The organism is Yersinia similis, assembly GCF_001053095.1.
In the GTDB taxonomy this organism is placed as follows: Bacteria; Pseudomonadota; Gammaproteobacteria; order Enterobacterales; family Enterobacteriaceae; genus Yersinia; species Yersinia similis.
On the sequence record NZ_CGBP01000017.1, the window covers coordinates 45,309 to 65,994 of the forward strand.

The following is a 20,686-nucleotide window of genomic DNA, read 5'->3' on the forward strand; positions in this document are numbered from 1 at the left end:
AGAATCCAATTACAACATTAAGCCACGGTACTTCTCACGCAGATGGTGACGAATCCCCATCGCGGCTAAATTAAGGCCAACGACAATGATCACCAGTAGCAGCGCGGTGGCAAAAACCAATGGGCGGGCCGCTTCCACATTCGGGCTTTGGAACGCCATATCATAGATCTGGAAGCTTAGATGCATGAATTTACGCTCCAAATGTAGGAAGGGGAAAATACCATCGACCGGTAATACCGGGGCGGATTTAACCACCCCCACTAACATCAGAGGTGCAGTCTCCCCCGCGGCCCGGGCGACGGCTAAAATCAGCCCAGTGAGCATCGCAGGTGCCGCCATCGGTAGCACGATGTGCCACAGTGTCTCAGCCTTGCTGGCCCCCAAAGCCTGTGACCCTTGCCGCAAACTGGTTGGAATGCGAGCCAGCCCTTCTTCGGTAGCAACAATCACCACCGGTAACGTCAATAAAGCCAGCGTTAACGCCGCCCACAGCACACCCGGTGTACCAAATGTTGGATTAGGCAATGACTCGGCATAAAAGAGCTTATCCAGCGAACCACCTATCAGATAAACAAAGAACCCCAGACCAAATACCCCATACACAATGGAGGGTACCCCAGCCAGGTTCACCACGGAGATACGGATCAGGCGAGTCAACCAGTTTTTCCCAGCGTATTCATGCAGATAAACCGCTGCGATCACCCCTAATGGCATCACCACGATAGACATTAAAATAACCATCAGTACCGTACCGAAAATAGCGGGAAAAACACCGCCTTCCGAACTCGCATTGTACGGATTCTCGGTCAAAAATTTCTTAGTTTGTGCCGCCCAGTGCCGCAACTTCTGCCCGAAACTCATGTCGTTGGGATACCAGGCCTGGTTAATTTCACTCAGTGGCAGTGAGTGTATTTGCTCATTCATATCTTGCCACAAGAGTGTATAGCGGTGTTTTTCCGTTTGTAAGCTCCGCAGTTTATCGATAAGAGTCTGGTGACGACGTTGTAATTCCCCCAGCTCTGCGGCAATACGATCCTGCGATTTGCTGTCTAAATCTCCGGCGATTTGCAGCCGCTTCTTTTGTAACCGCAATGCTTCAAATTGTTGATTGAGCATACTCATTTGACGGAACTGAATATCATTAGCTTGCCTAACCAGCGCCTGCACGATAGGAATGCGTTTTTGCAGCTCTTGTCTTAGGTTATCGCCAACTAATGGCTGCCCGTTATCCAACATACCGGCGAGTAAACCGTACGCCATGCCATTGTTATGGCGGTCCAGAGCCAATAGCCCCTTAGGCAGGCTGCGCTGTTGAATATCACTCTCCAACAAGGTATAAAAATCCTGCCCCTGAACCTCACGGTTACCTGCCTTGATCAGTAAGCGAGTGACTGAATCACCCGTATTTAGCGGTAGGGTAATCCCGGCCTGTTCTAATTGCTGCCGCGGTAGAGATTGTTGCCGATAAATTTCCCCCACCAGTCTTACCGGGCCGGCAGCGGCTTGTTTCAACTCAAATTGGTAGACCGGACTGGGCCAGAAATAACGCATCCCCTGCCCTGCCAGCAACAAAATGACGCCAATCAGCGCCAGCAAGCTAATACTGACTGACGCCGCAGTTAGCCAGATCCACGGCGAGCCAGATTTAACCCATTTGTCTATAAAACTCATTTGTTTATAAAACCCATTTGCTTATAAAACCTATATTTATAACTTGTTTTTATAGACCCTATTTTCATCACGCTGTCCGCTCCATTTGATAGCGTTCACGCAGCCGCAGGCGAACCGTTTCTGCCAGCGTGTTCACCAAAAACGTAAAGCAGAACAAGACCAATGCCGTCAGGAATAGCACCCGGTAGTGCCCACTGCCGACCACCGCTTCCGGCATCTCAATGGCTATGTTGGCCGCCATCGCCCGTAACCCTTGGAAAATGCTGCCATCAATAATTGGCGAGTTGCCGGTTGCCATCAGCACAATCATGGTCTCACCCACCGCACGGCCAAAACCTATCATCACCGCAGAGAAAATACCGGCGTAGGCTGAAGGCAATACCACGTGAAGCAATGTTTGCCAGGGGGTTGCCCCCAATGCCAACGAACCTTGACTTAATGACGGGGGCACACTGAACAGCGCATCCTCTGCCAAAGAGAAAATTATAGGGATCAAAGCGAACCCCATTGCCACGCCCACCACCAGCGCATTGCGCTGATCGTAATCATCCCCCAGCCACTCATGCAACGGTTGGCCCAGCGTCCACACCGCCAATGATGGCCCCAACCACAGGGCCAGCCATCCGGTCAGTAAGATCACCGGCAGCAATACAATCACATCCCAGCCTGCAGGCAATGGCCATTGTGTCTTAGCCGACAGGCGAGCGCTGCCCCAACCACACAATAAAATCGCCAGCGCCAGTAGCAACGGCAATAACAAAATCCCCGCCAGATAACGTTCAATCACCGGCGCCAGCCAGATCCCCGCAATTAAACCGATAACCACCGTGGGGAATGCTCCCATCATCTCAATGGTCGGTTTAACCACTCGCCGCAAACCCGCAGACATAAAATATGCCGTGTAAATGGCCCCCGCCAGTGCCAACGGCACCGCGAATAACATGGCATAAACGGCTGCCTTTAAGGTACCGAAGACAATCGGTATCAGGCTAAATTTGGCCTGATAGCTCTCTTCGGCAGAACTGGATTGCCATACATAGGCTGGTTCTGGGTAGTTTTCATACCACAATTGCTGCCACAGGCCACGCCAGGTGATATCTGGGTAACGATTATCCAGCCGATAAACCGACCACCCGGCGGAATTCTCCACTAACAGGCTATCGCCCCACGGCGAAAAATCTGCATGGCTAATACCTTCGACCAACGTAGATTGCAGTAACGGCGGTGACTGGATGCTGGTGAAAAGTGATAACTCACCTTGTGGCGAGAGCAAAGCAAAGACCCGGCGGGTGTTCTCAGCGGTGAGGACCCCCTGACTTGCTGGTGTAAAACTGTGGATCCGCGTCAAATGGAACTGTGAGCTTTGCCCCTTTCGCACATCAAACCATTGTGTCACCACACCATCAGGTGATTGCACCAACAGCGATTTCCCTCCAGCCAATAAGGAGAGCGTTAAAGGCCCACTGAGCGCTTCCTTTTCACCCACCAGAGAAACCACTTCGCGTAACTGCCAGCCGGAATCTGGTGGGTCACTCGCGAGTTTTTCACTCTCTAATTGCGCATTAACCCGTTGGTAAATATGTACTTGATTGCCCGATAGCACATAGAGTAAGCGGCCATCTGGCGCTAGCAACAGTTGATCGACAGTGGCGGGCACCGCGCCAAGAGTGGTTATCTGCTGCCCCTGCGTGGTGAATTGCCCCACCAACAAGCGGCTATCATCGGTAATGGCAGCAACGGAAAACTGCTGTGGTTGCGGCTCTGCCAGCGCCAGATGCAGCAAGCGCTTGCCTTGTATATCGAGCGCACGTGGTTGATCGTCCAATGGAAATTGCCAGCCAGGCGGGGTGGCAGAAAAATCGGGTTGTAGCAAAATGAAGCGGCCATTACTCAGACCCGCACCATATAAAGGCCGCCCGCCGATGGCACGGCTCCATGAGACTGGCGGCGCGGATAATGCCTGTTCATTGATGACACTGCCAGCAGGCGCATTCCCTTGTCCACCAAGGAGGATAAACGAACCTTTACCTTGATTATCAATGCGATAAGCTATTTTTCCTTGAATATCCATTCCCAGTGCTAGCGCCGGCGCATTGCGCTTCACCACGAATTGATTATCCAAACTGATAGAAACAGGTTTAAATAATGGCAATACGGCATACAATAAGTAGACAAATATCAGCATCAGTGTCAGTAATACCAGCAAACCACCACTGGTGACTATCATGCGCACCCAACGATCAATAAAAGCCCGACGCTTATCTCTCCCTGATGGTGCCGCTATGCTTGTTCGCCGCATAATGTTTAATTGCCTCATGCCTTACACCATATTCCGTCAATGGTTACTGCCCGTGATTAATCTGTCAGGCATTTACATGCTACCGTTTCAAGCTATCTGTTCAAATAAGTTGTTCAAATAAGCTGTTCAAATGACCGAGCATCTTATGTCAGTTTTGTGGCGTTTGCATGACAATGTTAACTAATGATATCTGTTGGACTTTTTTGTCAATTTTTCGCAATAATGTTTACGGACACTAAATACTCCCACAATAATCTTAATGGAGTTGCAATGGGTCAGGAAAAGCTCTATACCGAAAAAGAACTCAGTTGGTTATCTTTTAATGAGCGGGTATTGCAGGAAGCGGCGGATAAGAGCAACCCGCTTATTGAGCGGATGCGATTTCTTGGCATTTACTCCAATAATCTGGACGAGTTTTATAAAGTCCGTTTCGCCGATCTGAAACGGCGTATTCTTATTAACGAAGAGCAAGGCTCTGCCGTGACGTCCCGCCATTTGCTGAAAAAAATTCAGAGCAAAGTGGTGAAAGCCGATCAAGAATTTGATGGGCTTTATAATGACCTGTTACTGGAAATGGCCCGTAATCAAATCTTTTTGGTGAATGAGCGGCAAATTTCCGAGAATCAGCAAATTTGGCTGAAGCAATATTTTAAACAGCATCTGCGTCAACACATTACACCGATCCTGATTAACCATGACACCAATCTGGTTCAGTTTTTAAAAGATGATTATACCTATCTGGCGGTAGAAATTATTCGCGGACAGGATATTGCCTATGCCCTGCTGGAAATTCCATCAGATAAAGTACCGCGCTTTGTTAATTTACCGCCTGAAGCACCTCGCCGTCGCAAGCCAATGATATTACTTGATAATATATTGCGCTTCTGTCTGGATGAAATATTTAAAGGCTTCTTTGATTATGATGCGCTGAATGCGTATTCAATGAAAATGACGCGGGATGCCGAATATGATTTGGTGACCGAGATGGAATCAAGCCTCTTGGAATTGATGTCATCCAGCCTAAAACAACGTCTGACAGCCGAACCCGTGCGTTTTGTTTACCAGCGGGATATGCCCGATGAAATGGTCGAACTCCTGCGTAATAAATTGGGTATATCTAACGATGATTCCGTGATCGCCGGTGGTCGTTACCATAATTTTAAAGACTTTATCAACTTCCCCAATGTAGGTAAAAGTAATCTGGTTAACCGGCCAATGCCACGCCTGCGCCATGTCTGGTTTGATAAATTCCGTAACGGTTTTGATGCCATCCGCGAACAGGATGTGCTGCTGTACTACCCGTATCATACCTTTGAACATGTGCTGGAGTTATTACGGCAAGCCTCGTTCGACCCAAGCGTATTGGCGATTAAAATCAATATTTATCGGGTTGCCAAAGATTCGCGCATTATCGAATCGATGATCCATGCCGCTCATAACGGCAAAAAGGTAACGGTAGTCGTGGAGTTGCAGGCTCGCTTTGATGAAGAGGCCAATATTCATTGGGCTAAAAGTCTGACAGCGGCCGGAGTACACGTTATTTTCTCTGCGCCAGGCCTCAAAATTCATGCCAAGCTTTTCCTGATTTCTCGCCTTGAGAATGATGAAATCGTGCGTTATGCCCATATTGGCACCGGCAATTTTAACGAGAAGACCGCCAGAATTTATACCGACTATTCGTTGCTAACGGCAGATTCCCGGATTACCAATGAAGTGCGCCGGGTATTTAACTTTATTGAAAATCCCTATCGCCCGGTTAAGTTCGATAATCTGATGGTTTCACCACAGAATTCGCGCTTAATGTTATATCAGTTGATTGATCAGGAAATTATCCACGCACAGGCCGGTGAAAGTGCGGGTATTACCCTAAAAATAAATAATTTAGTGGATAAAGGTCTGGTAGATAGGTTATATAGCGCCTCCAGTGCTGGCGTCAAAATACGTCTATTGGTGCGCGGCATGTGTTCATTAATCCCGAATATGCCGGGTATCAGCGATAATATTCAGGTCACCAGTATTGTTGATCGCTTTTTAGAGCATGATCGTGTGTACGTTTTTGAGAATAAAGGCGACAAGCTGGTTTATCTCTCCTCTGCGGACTGGATGACCCGTAATATTGACTACCGAATTGAAGTAGCCGTTTCGTTGTTGGATCCAAAATTGAAGCAGCGGGTGCTGGATATCTTAGAGATATTATTCAACGACACCGTCAAAGCCCGTTATATTGATAAAGAGCTGAGTAATCGTTATGTACCGCGTGGAAACCGGCGCAAGGTACGTGCACAGATTGCTATCTATGATTATTTAAAAGCACTGGAACAACCGGAGCAGTAGACCTAACACTATGCCGCTAACCAATAATTCGACTACCAAACCGCAGGAAATTGCCGCCATCGATCTTGGCTCTAACAGTTTCCATATGGTCATTGCCCGTATCGTCAACGGCGCTTTGCAAGTTTTAGGACGTCTGAAACAACGCGTGCATCTGGCCGATGGCCTGGATAGCAATAATATGCTCAGTGAAGAGGCTATCGAACGTGGTCTGGCCTGTCTGGCCCTGTTTGCTGAACGTTTACAGGGGTTCTCCCCAGATAACGTGTGTATCGTCGGGACTCACTCCCTGCGGCAAGCGGCCAACGCAGAGACATTCCTCAAACGTGCCGCTGAGGTTATCCCTTATCCCATTGAAATTATCTCGGGCCAGGAAGAGGCGCGCCTGATTTTTATGGGCGTTGAACACACCCAACCGGAGAAGGGCCGCAAGCTGGTTATCGACATCGGTGGCGGGTCGACAGAAATGGTGATTGGCGAAGACTTTGAGCCATTGCTGGTAGAGAGCCGCCGTATGGGCTGCGTCAGTTTTGCTCAACAGTTTTTCCCTGGTGGTGAAATCAGCAAGAATAATTTCAGGCGTGCGCGTCTGGCCGCCGCACAAAAGTTGGAAAATCTGGCATGGCAATACCGGATCCAAGGCTGGCAATATGCGCTGGGTGCGTCTGGCACCATTAAAGCCACCTATGAAGTCTTGGTTGAAATGGGTGAAAAAGACGGTTTGATCACGCCTGAACGGCTGGAAATGCTGGTTGAAAATGTCCTGCAATTCAAGCAATTTTCAGCCCTGAGCCTGCCGGGGCTTTCGGAGGATCGCCAATCTGTATTTGTTCCGGGGCTGGCTATTCTCTGTGGCGTATTCGACGCATTAGCCATCAAAACATTACGTTTATCTGACGGTGCGCTACGTGAAGGTGTGCTGTATGAAATGGAAGGCCGCTTCCGCCATCAGGATATCCGTCAACGTACCGCCAAGAGTTTGGCAGACCACTACAATATTGATCGTGAACAAGCCCGTCGGGTGCTGGAAACCACGGAGCAACTGTATACCCAGTGGTTGGCACAAAATACCAAGCTGGTGCAGCCCCAACTGGAAGCATTATTGAAATGGGCGGCGATGCTGCATGAAGTTGGCCTGAGCATTAATCACAGCGGCATGCATCGTCATTCGGCCTATATTTTGCAAAATACGAATTTACCGGGCTTCAATCAGGAGCAGCAAACCCTGTTGGCAACGTTGGTCCGAATGCACCGTAAAGCTATCAAATTGGATGAATTGCCACGCCTGAATTTATTCAAGAAGAAATACTATTTGCCATTAATTCAATTATTACGTCTGAGCACATTGCTGAATAATCAACGCCAATCCACCACCACACCAGAAAGCCTGCGGTTGATAACCGACGACAGTCACTGGACATTGCGTTTTCCACAGGGTTATTTGACGCAAAATAGCCTGGTACAACTGGATTTCGAACGTGAACAGGCCTACTGGGATGATGTTGTGGGGTGGAAGCTGATTATTGAAGAAGAGCCGGATGAAGCTGCGGAAGTGGCCCCTAAAGAGTGATTCGACTCTTATCAAATCGCGCACCGGGCGGTTGTCATCACCCGGTACGTCAATTGACAGCATGAGCGGTTAAATCATTCGTCGTTAAAACGATCAGCAGTTAAACGATCATTGCTAAGCGATAAAACAAAGACTATGCGAAGAAGACCTTCAACTCAATTGACGAAAATTATCTTGCTGGTGAGTTTTCTCATTCTGTTTGGCCGCCTATTGTATGCGGCAATCGCGTCGATTTCCCATCACCAAGAACGTCAGCCTCAACAAGTCGAGCTGTCGGTGGAGGGCGAGCCTCCTGGCCCGCATCAAACAGACCTTAGCCCGTAGATTTGGTGCCCCCCCTACGCCCTTAGAATGTTTAGATCCAAGGACACATTATGCCCGTGCCTATTATTCCAGTGTCGCTTTCTGCCGCTGCCAAAAAGAATGCCAAAATCAACACTAAAAAACTGGCCGAAATACGCGAAAGAATACTCTCCCTCTTATTAAATAATCGAGCATTGGTTGACGGTATTTTGGGCCGTCAGGAAGAGCGGGAAAATCTCAGTGATGAACAACTGCTGGACCAAACCGCAGAAATAAAAACCTTGCTCGATGACCTACATGCAGCGGATCTCGCCGATTTACTGGAAGCATTGCCCAACGACGAACGTTTGGCGCTCTGGCGCTTGGTTAAAAATGAGAAGCGCGGCCAAACGCTGGTTGAAGTCTCTGAGACCGTGTGGGATACCCTGATCAAAGAGATGAGCGATAAAGATCTGTTAAAAGCCATGCGCACCTTGCATGTGGATGAACAGGCTTATCTGGCCGAATATTTACCGCGTAACCTGATGGGTCGCTTGCTGACCTCATTGGATCCGGATCAACGGGCCAGAGTTCGTGAAGTGATTCAGTATGGCCGTGACAGTGTCGGCCAAATGATGGATTTTGAGCTGGTCACCGTCCGCAAGGATATTACGCTGGCGACCGTGCAACGCTATTTGCGCTATCGGAAACGTATCCCTGACGCCACAGATAAACTGTTTGTTATTGATCGCAAAAATACGTTACTCGGCGAATTACCCCTGACATCAATTCTGCTCAATGCACCGAACACCTTGGTTTCTGAGGTGATGGATCAAAATCCGACTACGTTCCAACCAGAGCAGAAAGCCGAAGATGCTGCGGGTGCCTTTGAACGTTATGACTTAATCAGCGCCGCCGTTATTGATGCTAAAGGTAAGCTGATGGGTCGCCTGACCATCGAAGAGATTGTTGACGTGGTTAATGAAGAAAGTGATACCACGCTACGGCGCATGGGGGGGTTAAGCCCGGAAGAGGATGTGTTCTCCCCGGTAGGCCGCGCTGTACGCACCCGCTGGTCATGGCTGGCGATTAATCTTTGTACTGCATTTGTGGCCTCCAGGGTCATCGGCTTATTTGAAGATACAATTTCACAATTAGTGGCGCTGGCGGCGTTAATGCCGATTGTCGCCGGTATCGGCGGTAATACCGGCAATCAGACCATTACCATGATTGTTCGCGCATTGGCTTTACACCATATTCAACAAGGTAGTGTCTCCTTCCTGATGTTAAGAGAATTAGGGGTGGCATTGATTAATGGCCTGGTCTGGGGAGGGATTATGGGCCTTGTCACCTACCTGCTGTATGGCGACCCAGCAATGGGGGCAGTGATGACGTTAGCCATGATGCTCAATCTATTAATGGCGGCGGTAATGGGCGTAATCATCCCTATGACCATGGCCCGTTTAGGCCGTGACCCGGCGATTGGTTCCAGTGTCATGATCACCGCCATCACTGATACCGGTGGATTCTTCATCTTTTTAGGTCTCGCCACCCTATTTTTAGTCTAGTGACATTCTCTGCCTACACCATGATCGGAGTCCCCTTAATCCGTAGGCTGGTCGCTGCCCTGATTTGGATAGCGATCCGCTTGCTCCCGTGTTCACTCTGGGGTAAAGTCGCCCCCCTTTATTTGGCCTGGGGAGCAATTGATGTTCATTGGATTTGACTACGGCACAGCAAACTGCTCAGTTGCCGTGATGCGGGATGATGCTCCCAAGTTGCTGGCGTTGGAAAATAACGACGTCTATTTACCTTCTATGTTGTGTGCACCAACACGCGAAGCCGTGAGTGAGTGTCTACATCGTCACTGGCAAGTACCAACGGGTAGCGGCGAAAACCAACAACTATTACGTCGGGCCATCGCGTTCAATCGCGAAGAAGATATTCCGGTCACTGCCGATAGCCTGATGTTCGGCCTCTCGGCCCTTGCTCAATACATCGAAGACCCCGAAGAGGTTTACTTTGTAAAGTCGCCAAAATCCTTTTTAGGCGCTAATGGCCTGAGACCTCAGCAACTGGCACTGTTTGAAGATTTAGTCTGCGCCATGATGTTTCACATCAAGCGTCAGGCAGAATCCGTTCTGGCATCAGAAATCAGTCAAACGGTCATTGGCCGCCCGGTAAACTTTCAGGGTTCCGGTGGTGAAGAGGCTAACCGGCAGGCGGAAGGGATTTTATTACGTGCCGCACAACGTGCCGGTTTCCGTGATATCGCCTTCCAGTTTGAACCGGTTGCTGCGGGTCTGGATTTCGAAGCGACATTAACGGAAGAAAAAACCGTACTGGTCGTGGATATCGGCGGGGGTACCACCGACTGTTCAGTATTATTGATGGGGCCAAAGTGGCAAGGTCTGGCTGATCGCCAACAGAGCCTGTTGGGGCATAGCGGCTGCCGTGTTGGGGGTAACGATCTCGACATCATGCTGGCCTTCAAACAATTGATGCCACTGTTTGGGATGGGCGGCGAAACCGAGAAAGGGATCGCCATGCCGTCCCTACCTTATTGGAATGCGGTTGCCACCAATGATGTCCCGGCACAAAGCGACTTCTACAGCACAGTTAATGGCCGTTTCCTGCGTGACCTTATCCGTGATGCCGCTAACCCACAGCAAGTTGAACGGCTGCTGAAAGTATATCAACAGCGCCTGAGCTACCGCTTGGTTCGTGCCGCAGAAGAGAGCAAAATTGCGCTGTCTGAGCAAGAGCAGGTTGCTACAACATTGGATTTTGTTGAAGCCGAATTGGGCCAAATCATCAGCCAGCAGCAACTGGCCGAAGCGATTAGTCCACCGCTACAACGCATTCAAGAGCAAGTCAGCCTGGCACTGGCCACCAGCCATGTCAAACCCGATGTTATTTACCTGACTGGCGGTAGCGCCCGCTCTCCGTTACTGCGTGCCGCGCTACAGCAACAATTGCCTGGGATCCCGTTGGTGGGTGGGAACGATTTCGGCTCGGTAACCGCCGGATTGGCCCGTTGGGCCCAAACCCTGTACCGATAAATCGCCCCCTTCTGTTCACCTCTCAGTGAGTTATCTCGCACTGAGAGGTGTTTCCTCCCCGAACATCCCTCCAATCAGTTGTTAATTAAAAAATAACGTTAGTGCACAGTTAACTCACTCAGAACTTGATCTAGGGTACTGAGGAAAATATCCGCATGTTGCGTTTCAAAGACTAGCGGCGGGCAAATTTTCAGTACATTCTCCGCTCTTCATCCAGCACAAATAATATTCAGGTCTTTGCCGAGAAATAGCCAAAAATTGGTATAGACTTATCGTTATCTTCTCCCTTCATGCCGTTTGTAAAGCGGGTCAGACAAACCCTGACACTACTTTCATATTTCCTCCATTTTTATCCGGTAATTGCCCGTTAAACTAGTAACATATCCGAAAACTCAGATACTGCGCCCATGTGGTGCAGATAGTCACGATAAAAAAGGACGCTTCGCCATCATGAAATCTCAATCCAAACGCACTTCCCGATTATTCGTATTCGTGGGGGTAGTGGTGGCGATCATTGTTGCGGTGCTTGGTTGGCACTACTTCAGTACCACTTCTGATAGCACCTCAGGCGCTCAGCAGAGTGCCCGCGGTCAGGACACTAGCCATGGTAGCCGCCGTAATATGCCGCTGGCACCGGTGCAAGCCGCAACCGCAACCGAGCAGGAAGTACCACGTTATCTCACTGGCTTAGGGACGGTCATTGCCGCCAATACTGTCACGGTAACCAGCCGAGTTGATGGTGAATTGATGGCCCTTCATTTCACCGAAGGGCAGCAGGTCAAGGCTGGCGACTTACTGGCAGAGATCGACCCCCGCCCTTACGAAGTCCAACTGACGCAGGCTCAGGGGCAGTTGGCAAAAGATCAGGCCACGCTGGATAACGCCCGTCGTGATCTGGCCCGTTATCAGAAATTGTCCAAAACTGGCTTGATTTCGCAACAGGAACTGGATACGCAATCTTCGCTGGTACGCCAGAGCGAGGGCAGTGTGAAAGCCGATCAGGGCGCTATCGACAGCGCCAAGTTGCAACTGACGTATAGCCGTATTACCGCGCCTATCTCCGGCAGAGTTGGCCTGAAACAAGTGGATGTCGGCAATTATATTACCAGCGGCACGGCCACACCAATTGTGGTGATCACCCAGACACATCCCGTTGATGTGGTCTTTACCCTGCCAGAAAGCGATATTCCCGCCATTATACAAGCACAGAAAAATGCGGAGAAGACTAATGCCATCGTACCCGTTGAAGCCTGGGATCGGACTAATAAACAGATGCTGGCACAGGGTTACTTGCTCAGTATTGATAACCAGATTGATACCACGACAGGCACCATTAAACTGAAAGCCCGCTTTAATAATGAAGATGATGTGCTGTTCCCTAACCAGTTTGTTAACGCCCGTATCAAAGTCGATTTGCTGCAAAATGCTGTCGTGGTGCCCACCGCAGCCGTACAAATGGGCAGCGAAGGTAACTTTGTCTGGACGTTAGATGATGCCAATAACGTCAGCAAACATCTGATCACCACCGGGATTCAGGATAGCCAACAAGTGGTTATCAACGCAGGCCTGAACGCTGGGCAACGCGTGGTCACCGATGGTATTGACCGCCTGACCGAGGGGGTACAGGTTGAAGTGGTAACACCACGCAGCGCCAATACTGACGTCAATCCAGCCAGTACGGAGAAAGCGGCTGCAGAAGCAGAAGGCAGCACCCCGCATCAAGGCCGAGGGCGTCCGGCCAATGCGCCCGCACGTAGCACCACGGCTGCGGAGAAATCCTGATGCAAGTGATGCCTCCAACACCCGGTGGCGGGCCGTCACGGCTGTTTATTCTGCGCCCGGTCGCCACCACATTATTTATGATCGCGATTTTACTGGCCGGGATTATCGGTTACCGCGCCTTGCCGGTCTCGGCCCTGCCAGAGGTCGATTACCCAACCATTCAGGTGGTGACGCTCTACCCTGGGGCTAGCCCGGATGTCGTGACATCGTCGATTACCGCCCCGCTGGAACGCCAGTTCGGCCAAATGTCCGGCCTAAAACAGATGGCCTCCCAAAGCTCGGGTGGCGCATCAGTCATTACCTTGCAATTCCAGCTCACACTGCCGCTGGATGTGGCAGAACAAGAAGTGCAGGCCGCCATTAATGCGGCGACCAACCTGCTGCCTTCCGACCTGCCCTATCCACCGATTTACAATAAAGTGAATCCCGCGGATCCACCCATCCTAACGCTGGCCGTAACCGCGACCGCCATCCCCATGACGCAAGTGGAAGACATGGTGGAAACCCGCATTGCGCAGAAAATTTCACAGGTCACGGGTGTCGGTTTAGTCACCTTATCCGGTGGTCAACGCCCGGCGGTACGGGTGAAATTAAATGCGCCTGCCGTGGCGGCACTGGGGCTGGACAGCGAGACTATTCGCACCGCCATCAGTAATGCCAACGTCAATTCCGCCAAAGGCAGTTTGGATGGGCCAACCCGTTCGGTGACCCTGTCAGCCAATGATCAGATGAAGTCCGCCGAAGATTACCGTGACCTAATCATCGCCTACCAAAACGGTGCGCCCATCCGCTTACAAGATGTCGCCACCATTGAACAAGGGGCGGAAAATAACAAACTGGCCGCCTGGGCCAATACTCAATCAGCGATTGTGCTGAATATCCAACGTCAACCTGGGGTCAATGTGATCGCCACCGCTGACAGTATTCGCGAAATGCTGCCTGAGCTGATTAAAAGCCTGCCCAAATCGGTTGATGTCAAGGTGCTGACCGACCGCACCAGCACCATCCGGGCCTCGGTCAATGATGTGCAATTCGAGTTACTGCTGGCCATTGTACTGGTCGTGATGGTGATTTATCTATTTCTGCGTAATGCCGCCGCAACCATTATTCCCAGTATCGCAGTGCCGTTATCGCTGGTCGGTACCTTCGCCGCCATGTATTTTCTGGGCTTTTCGATCAATAACCTGACATTGATGGCCCTCACCATCGCCACCGGTTTTGTGGTGGATGACGCTATCGTGGTGATTGAAAATATCTCCCGTTATATCGAAAAGGGAGAGAAGCCGCTCGATGCCGCGTTGAAGGGAGCCGGTGAGATCGGTTTTACCATTATTTCACTGACCTTCTCATTGATTGCCGTGTTAATTCCTCTGCTGTTTATGGGGGATATCGTTGGCCGGTTGTTCCGCGAATTTGCCGTAACGCTGGCGGTCGCTATCCTGATCTCGGCGGTGGTCTCCCTGACCCTGACACCGATGATGTGCGCACGAATGCTCAGCTATGAGTCACTGCGTAAACAAAACCGCCTGTCCCGTGCCAGTGAGAAATTCTTTGACTGGGTGATCGCCCATTATGCTGTCGGCCTGAAAAAAGTCCTCAATCATCCGTGGCTGACCCTAAGTGTCGCGTTCAGTACTCTGGTACTGACAGTGATACTTTACTTGCTGATCCCAAAAGGCTTTTTCCCGTTGCAAGACAACGGGCTGATTCAAGGGACACTGGAAGCGCCGCAATCTGTTTCGTTCAGTAATATGGCCGAACGGCAGCAGCAGGTAGCCGCCATTATCCTCAAAGATCCGGCCGTAGAAAGCCTGACCTCGTTTGTCGGCGTTGATGGCACCAATGCCACCCTCAACAATGGCCGTTTGCAGATAAACCTTAAGCCGTTGAGTGAACGGGATGATCGCATTCCACAGATTATTATCCGTTTACAGAAGAGTGTCAGTGGGGTGCCTGGCATCAAACTGTATTTGCAGCCAGTACAAGATTTGACCATTGATACTCAACTCAGCCGGACACAATACCAGTTCACGCTGCAAGCCACTTCGCTGGAAGAACTCAGTACCTGGGTACCCAAACTGGTCAATGAATTGCAGCAAAAAGCGCCATTTCAGGATGTAACCAGTGACTGGCAGGATCAGGGGCTGGTGGCGTTTGTTAATGTGGATCGCGACAGCGCCAGCCGTTTGGGCATTACCATGGCAGCCATCGACAGCGCCTTATATAACGCCTTTGGTCAACGGCTGATTTCCACCATTTATACACAGGCCAATCAATACCGAGTGGTGTTAGAGCATGATGTGCAAGCCACGCCAGGGCTGGCGGCATTCAATGATATTCGTCTGACCGGTAGTGATGGCAAAGGGGTCCCACTGAACAGCATTGCCACCATTGAAGAGCGCTTTGGGCCACTGTCTATCAACCATTTGAATCAATTCCCGTCAGCAACGGTATCGTTCAATCTGGCGCAGGGCTATTCCCTCGGAGAGGCGGTGGCCGCAGTGACCTTGGCCGAAAAAGAGATCCAACTGCCTGCGGATATCACCACGCGTTTCCAAGGCTCGACTTTGGCCTTCCAGGCCGCGTTGGGCAGTACGCTTTGGCTGATTATTGCCGCCATTGTGGCGATGTATATTGTGCTCGGCGTGTTATATGAAAGTTTTATTCATCCAATTACTATTTTGTCCACCTTACCGACCGCTGGCGTCGGGGCCTTGTTAGCGTTGATGTTAACCGGCAATGAGCTGGATGTGATTGCCATCATCGGGATTATTTTGTTGATAGGCATCGTGAAAAAGAACGCCATCATGATGATCGACTTTGCCCTGGCCGCCGAGCGCGATCAGGGGATGACGCCGTATGACGCTATCTATCAAGCCTGTCTACTGCGTTTTCGCCCGATCCTGATGACCACGCTGGCCGCGCTGTTCGGTGCCTTGCCCTTGATGTTGAGTACCGGTGTCGGTGCCGAACTGCGTCAGCCACTAGGGGTGTGTATGGTCGGTGGGCTGATTGTCAGTCAGGTGCTGACGCTGTTTACCACGCCCGTTATTTACCTGCTATTTGATAAATTGGCGCGGAATACTCGGGGGAAAAATCGCCATCGTGATGAGGATATTGACTCGTCTGAGTTGCTGAACGGACAGGAGCCACAGTGAAATTCTTCGCTCTGTTTATCCAGCGCCCGGTCGCCACCACACTGTTGACGCTGGCGATCACTCTCAGTGGCATAATTGGCTTTAGCCTACTGCCGGTATCGCCACTGCCGCAGGTTGACTACCCGGTCATTATGGTCAGCGCCTCAATGCCCGGTGCTGATCCAGAAACCATGGCCTCATCGGTTGCGACACCGCTGGAGCGTGCCTTGGGAAGAATTGCCGGGGTGAATGAAATGACCTCGACCAGTTCGCTGGGTAGCACGCGGATCATTCTGCAATTCGATCTTAACCGCGATATCAACGGCGCGGCCCGTGATGTGCAGGCGGCGCTCAATGCCGCCCAGAGCTTGCTGCCGTCAGGGATGCCCAGCCGCCCAACCTATCGTAAAATGAACCCGTCTGATGCGCCGATTATGATCATGACGCTGACGTCAGATACCTTCTCACAGGGGCAACTCTATGATTATGCCTCCACCAAACTGGCGCAAAAAATCGCCCAGACCGAGGGGGTCAGTGATGTCACGGTAGGCGGCAGTTCCTTGCCTGCAGTGCGGGTCGAATTAAATCCCAGCGCCTTATTTAATCAGGGCGTATCACTGGATGCTGTGCGTCAGGCCATCAGTGCCGCCAACGTGCGCCGCCCACAAGGTTCAGTGGATGCCGCAGAGACACATTGGCAGGTACAAGCCAACGATGAGATCAAAACCGCCGAGGGCTACCGTCCGCTGATAGTCCACTACAATAATGGTTCTCCGGTACGGCTACAGGATGTCGCCAATGTTATCGACTCAGTTCAGGATGTTCGCAATGCGGGGATGTCCGCAGGCCAACCGGCCGTCCTGTTAGTGATCAGCCGTGAACCGGGGGCCAATATTATTGCCACCGTAGACCGGATACGCGCCGAGTTACCTGCCTTACGCGCCTCAATCCCGGCCTCAATTCAGCTAAATATTGCTCAAGATCGCTCACCCACCATTCGCGCATCACTGGATGAGGTCGAACGTTCATCGGTCATTGCGGTAGCTCTGGTCATTCTGGTGGTCTTTATCTTCCTACGTTCGGGTCGAGCCACGTTGATCCCCGCCGTCGCGGTACCCGTCTCGTTGATCGGTACTTTTGCTGCGATGTATCTGTGCGGTTTTAGTCTGAATAACCTGTCACTGATGGCATTGACCATTGCTACCGGTTTTGTGGTCGATGATGCCATCGTGGTGCTGGAAAATATTTCCCGCCACTTGGAAGCGGGCATGAAACCGATGGTGGCCGCCCTACGTGGGGTCCGTGAAGTGGGTTTTACCGTGCTATCAATGAGTATTTCACTGGTGGCGGTATTTATTCCTCTGCTATTGATGGAGGGGCTACCGGGGCGTTTATTCCGTGAATTTGCTGTCACACTGTCGGTGGCGATTGGCATTTCACTGGTGATATCCCTTACCCTAACGCCAATGATGTGCGCCTGGTTGCTGCGTTCACACCCAAAAGGTCAGCAACAACGTATTCGCGGTTTTGGTAAAGTGCTACTGGCTATTCAGCAAGGCTATGGTCGTTCACTGAATTGGGCCTTAAGTCATACTCGCTGGGTGATGGTTGTGCTGCTTTCCACCATTGCCCTGAATGTCTGGCTGTATATCAGTATCCCCAAAACCTTTTTCCCCGAGCAGGACACAGGCCGGATGATGGGCTTTATTCAGGCCGATCAGAGTATTTCGTTCCAATCGATGCAGCAAAAGCTGAAAGATTTTATGCAGATCGTCGGGGCTGATCCGGCAGTGGACAGCGTCACCGGTTTTACAGGCGGCTCGCGCACTAACAGCGGATCGATGTTTATTTCACTGAAGCCGCTCAGCGAGCGTAAGGAAACCGCTCAGCAGGTGATTACTCGCTTACGCGGCAAACTGGCAAAAGAGCCGGGAGCCAACCTGTTCTTGTCTTCCGTGCAAGATATCCGAGTCGGTGGCCGTCACTCCAACGCCGCCTACCAATTTACCCTGTTGGCGGATGATCTGGCAGCACTGCGCGAATGGGAACCCAAAGTCCGGGCGGCGCTAGCCAAATTGCCACAATTGGCGGATGTAAACTCGGATCAACAAGATAAGGGCGCGGAGATGGCATTGACTTATGATCGCGAAACCATGGCGCGGCTGGGTATCGATGTCTCTGAAGCGAATGCTCTGCTGAATAATGCCTTCGGCCAACGGCAAATATCCACGATTTATCAACCGCTGAACCAATACAAAGTGGTGATGGAAGTGGCTCCTGAATATACGCAGGATGTGAGTTCGCTGGATAAAATGTTTGTGATTAACAGCAATGGTCAGTCCATTCCGCTGTCCTATTTCGCTAAATGGCAACCCGCCAACGCCCCGCTGGCGGTCAATCACCAAGGCTTATCCGCCGCGTCAACCATCTCATTTAACCTGCCAGATGGCGGCAGCTTGTCTGAGGCCACGGCGGCTGTCGAACGAGCTATGACAGAATTGGGGGTGCCCTCCACCGTGCGTGGGGCGTTTGCAGGTACCGCTCAGGTATTCCAGGAAACGCTGAAATCTCAGCTATGGCTGATTATGGCGGCCATCGCCACGGTGTATATCGTGCTGGGGATTTTATACGAAAGTTATGTTCACCCGCTGACCATCCTCTCGACTTTACCGTCTGCAGGGGTCGGGGCGTTGCTGGCGCTGGAGTTATTCGATGCACCGTTCAGCCTGATCGCCTTAATCGGCATTATGTTGTTGATTGGTATTGTGAAAAAGAACGCCATCATGATGGTTGACTTCGCCCTGGATGCGCAACGTAATGGCAATATCAGCGCCCGCGATGCTATTTTCCAGGCCAGTTTACTGCGTTTCCGGCCAATCATCATGACCACCTTAGCCGCACTGTTTGGGGCGCTCCCCTTGGTGCTTAGCAGTGGTGATGGCGCAGAGTTACGTCAACCGCTGGGTATTACCATTGTCGGTGGGCTGGTAGTAAGCCAATTACTGACGTTGTACACCACACCGGTGATTTATCTCTACTTTGACCGGTTGCGTAACCGCTTTAGCAAGCAACCGCTGATGAAATTGGAATAGTATGCAACAGAGTGGGAGTAGGAGTGGGACGCCATGGTAACGCAAGCAACATCTGTGCGATGGCAATTGTGGATTGTCGCTTTCGGATTTTTTATGCAGACGCTGGATACCACCATCGTCAATACCGCCCTGCCCTCCATCGCGGCCAGTCTGGGCGAAAATCCGTTACGTATGCAATCGGTGATTGTCTCGTATGTCCTGACCGTCGCGGTGATGTTGCCCGCCAGTGGTTGGCTGGCGGACCGGATCGGCGTCAAGTGGGTATTCTTCTCAGCGATTATTCTGTTCACCTTCGGATCGCTGATGTGCGCGCAATCAGCAACACTGAATGAACTGATCCTCTCCCGTGTGCTTCAGGGGGTAGGCGGCGCAATGATGGTGCCAGTAGGCCGCCTGACGGTGATGAAAATCGTGCCACGCGAGCAATATATGGCGGCAATGGCGTTTGTCACACTGCCCGGCCAGATTGGGCCATTAGTTGGCCCGGCGCTGGGCGGTTTTTTAGTGGAGTTTGCCAGTTGGCACTGGATTTTCCTGATCAACCTGCCTGTTGGTGTGATCGGCGCATTGGCAACCTTGGTGCTCATGCCTAATCACAAAATGTCTACCCGGCGCTTTGATATCAGCGGCTTTATCATGCTGGCAATCGGTATGGCGGCCTTAACGCTAGCACTGGACGGCCACACTGGACTGGGGTTATCGCCGCTGGCCATCGCGGGGTTGATACTGTGTGGCGTGATAGCGCTGGGCAGTTATTGGTGGCATGCGCAGGGCAACCATTTCGCACTGTTCTCACTGCACCTGTTCAAGAATAAAATCTATACCCTTGGTTTGGTCGGGAGTATGTCCGCCCGTATCGGCAGCGGCATGTTGCCATTTATGACGCCTATCTTTCTGCAAATCGGCCTGGGGTTTAGCCCATTCCACGCGGGGCTGATGATGATCCCGATGATTATCGGCAGCATGGGCATGAAGCGGATTATCGTACAGGTCGTCAACCGCTTTGGTTACCGGCGAGTACTGGTCAACGCCACATTATTACTGGCCGTCGTCAGCCTGAGTTTACCGCTCGTGGCAATCATGGGTTGGACACTGCTGATGCCAGTAGTGTTATTCTTCCAAGGAATGCTCAACGCATTACGCTTTTCCACCATGAATACCTTAACCCTAAAAACGTTACCAGATCGTCTGGCCAGCAGCGGTAACAGCCTATTGTCGATGGCGATGCAACTGTCCATGAGTATCGGGGTCAGTACTGCCGGAATATTATTGGGTACCTTTGCTCATCATCAGGTAGCCACCAACACGCCTGCCACTCACAGCGCGTTCTTATACAGTTACTTATGTATGGCAATCATTATTGCCCTACCCGCCCTGATATTTAACCGCGTCCCCCCGGATACAGGAGCCAATCGTCATTTGGCCCGTTAGATTGGCCGACTGATAAAGACAGGTGAAAT

The 20,686-nt window shown here is 51.1% G+C and carries 11 protein-coding genes; 9 read left to right on the top strand and 2 right to left on the bottom strand.

The annotated features are described in order from the left end of the window. Positions 1 to 9: 9 nt before the first annotated feature. On the bottom strand, positions 10 to 1,671 hold the full coding sequence (gene pstA, locus AC971_RS13450) for a phosphate ABC transporter permease PstA (RefSeq protein ID WP_038401963.1): 1,662 nt from the start codon (positions 1,669 to 1,671) through the stop codon (positions 10 to 12). A 67-nt stretch (positions 1,672 to 1,738) separates the two neighbouring features. After that, positions 1,739 to 3,970 (bottom strand): ABC transporter permease subunit, encoded by a 2,232-nt coding sequence (locus AC971_RS13455; RefSeq protein WP_025380821.1) that lies wholly within the window; start codon positions 3,968 to 3,970, stop codon positions 1,739 to 1,741. 270 nt (positions 3,971 to 4,240) lie between these two features. Between AC971_RS13455 and ppk1 the strand changes: the two genes are divergently transcribed. The 9 genes from ppk1 (at position 4,241) to mdtD (ending at position 20,657) form a co-directional block, all read left to right on the top strand. Continuing rightward, positions 4,241 to 6,304, top strand: coding sequence for a polyphosphate kinase 1 (ppk1, locus tag AC971_RS13460; RefSeq protein WP_025380822.1), 2,064 nt, complete (start codon positions 4,241 to 4,243; stop codon positions 6,302 to 6,304). A gap of 10 nt (positions 6,305 to 6,314) precedes the next feature. Then, entirely contained in the window at positions 6,315 to 7,871 is a 1,557-nt protein-coding gene (gene ppx / locus AC971_RS13465) for an exopolyphosphatase (RefSeq protein WP_025380823.1), read from the top strand. A gap of 135 nt (positions 7,872 to 8,006) precedes the next feature. Then, a complete protein-coding gene (locus AC971_RS22085) occupies positions 8,007 to 8,195 on the top strand; it encodes a YfgG family protein (protein ID WP_038401964.1) in 189 nt (62 codons plus the stop codon). A 50-nt stretch (positions 8,196 to 8,245) separates the two neighbouring features. After that, positions 8,246 to 9,721 (top strand): magnesium transporter, encoded by a 1,476-nt coding sequence (mgtE, locus tag AC971_RS13470; protein WP_025380824.1) that lies wholly within the window; start codon positions 8,246 to 8,248, stop codon positions 9,719 to 9,721. A gap of 141 nt (positions 9,722 to 9,862) precedes the next feature. Then, complete coding sequence (yegD, locus tag AC971_RS13475; RefSeq protein ID WP_025380825.1) at positions 9,863 to 11,215, top strand: molecular chaperone; 1,353 nt, start codon at positions 9,863 to 9,865, stop codon at positions 11,213 to 11,215. 450 nt (positions 11,216 to 11,665) lie between these two features. Further along, complete coding sequence (locus AC971_RS13480) at positions 11,666 to 12,997, top strand: MdtA/MuxA family multidrug efflux RND transporter periplasmic adaptor subunit (RefSeq protein ID WP_025380826.1); 1,332 nt, start codon at positions 11,666 to 11,668, stop codon at positions 12,995 to 12,997. After that, positions 12,997 to 16,155 carry an MdtB/MuxB family multidrug efflux RND transporter permease subunit gene (locus AC971_RS13485; RefSeq protein WP_025380827.1) on the top strand — a complete coding sequence of 1,053 codons (3,159 nt, stop codon included), beginning with the start codon at positions 12,997 to 12,999 and terminating at the stop codon, positions 16,153 to 16,155. The genes AC971_RS13480 and AC971_RS13485 overlap by 1 nt, the downstream gene beginning before the upstream one ends. Further along, positions 16,152 to 19,226 carry a multidrug efflux RND transporter permease subunit MdtC gene (gene mdtC, locus AC971_RS13490; protein ID WP_025380828.1) on the top strand — a complete coding sequence of 1,025 codons (3,075 nt, stop codon included), beginning with the start codon at positions 16,152 to 16,154 and terminating at the stop codon, positions 19,224 to 19,226. Before AC971_RS13485 ends, mdtC begins: the two co-directional genes overlap by 4 nt. A gap of 33 nt (positions 19,227 to 19,259) precedes the next feature. Beyond that, positions 19,260 to 20,657: an MFS transporter gene (mdtD, locus tag AC971_RS13495; RefSeq protein WP_025380829.1), complete on the top strand. Its 1,398-nt coding sequence runs from the start codon at positions 19,260 to 19,262 to the stop codon at positions 20,655 to 20,657. Positions 20,658 to 20,686: the final 29 nt, after the last annotated feature.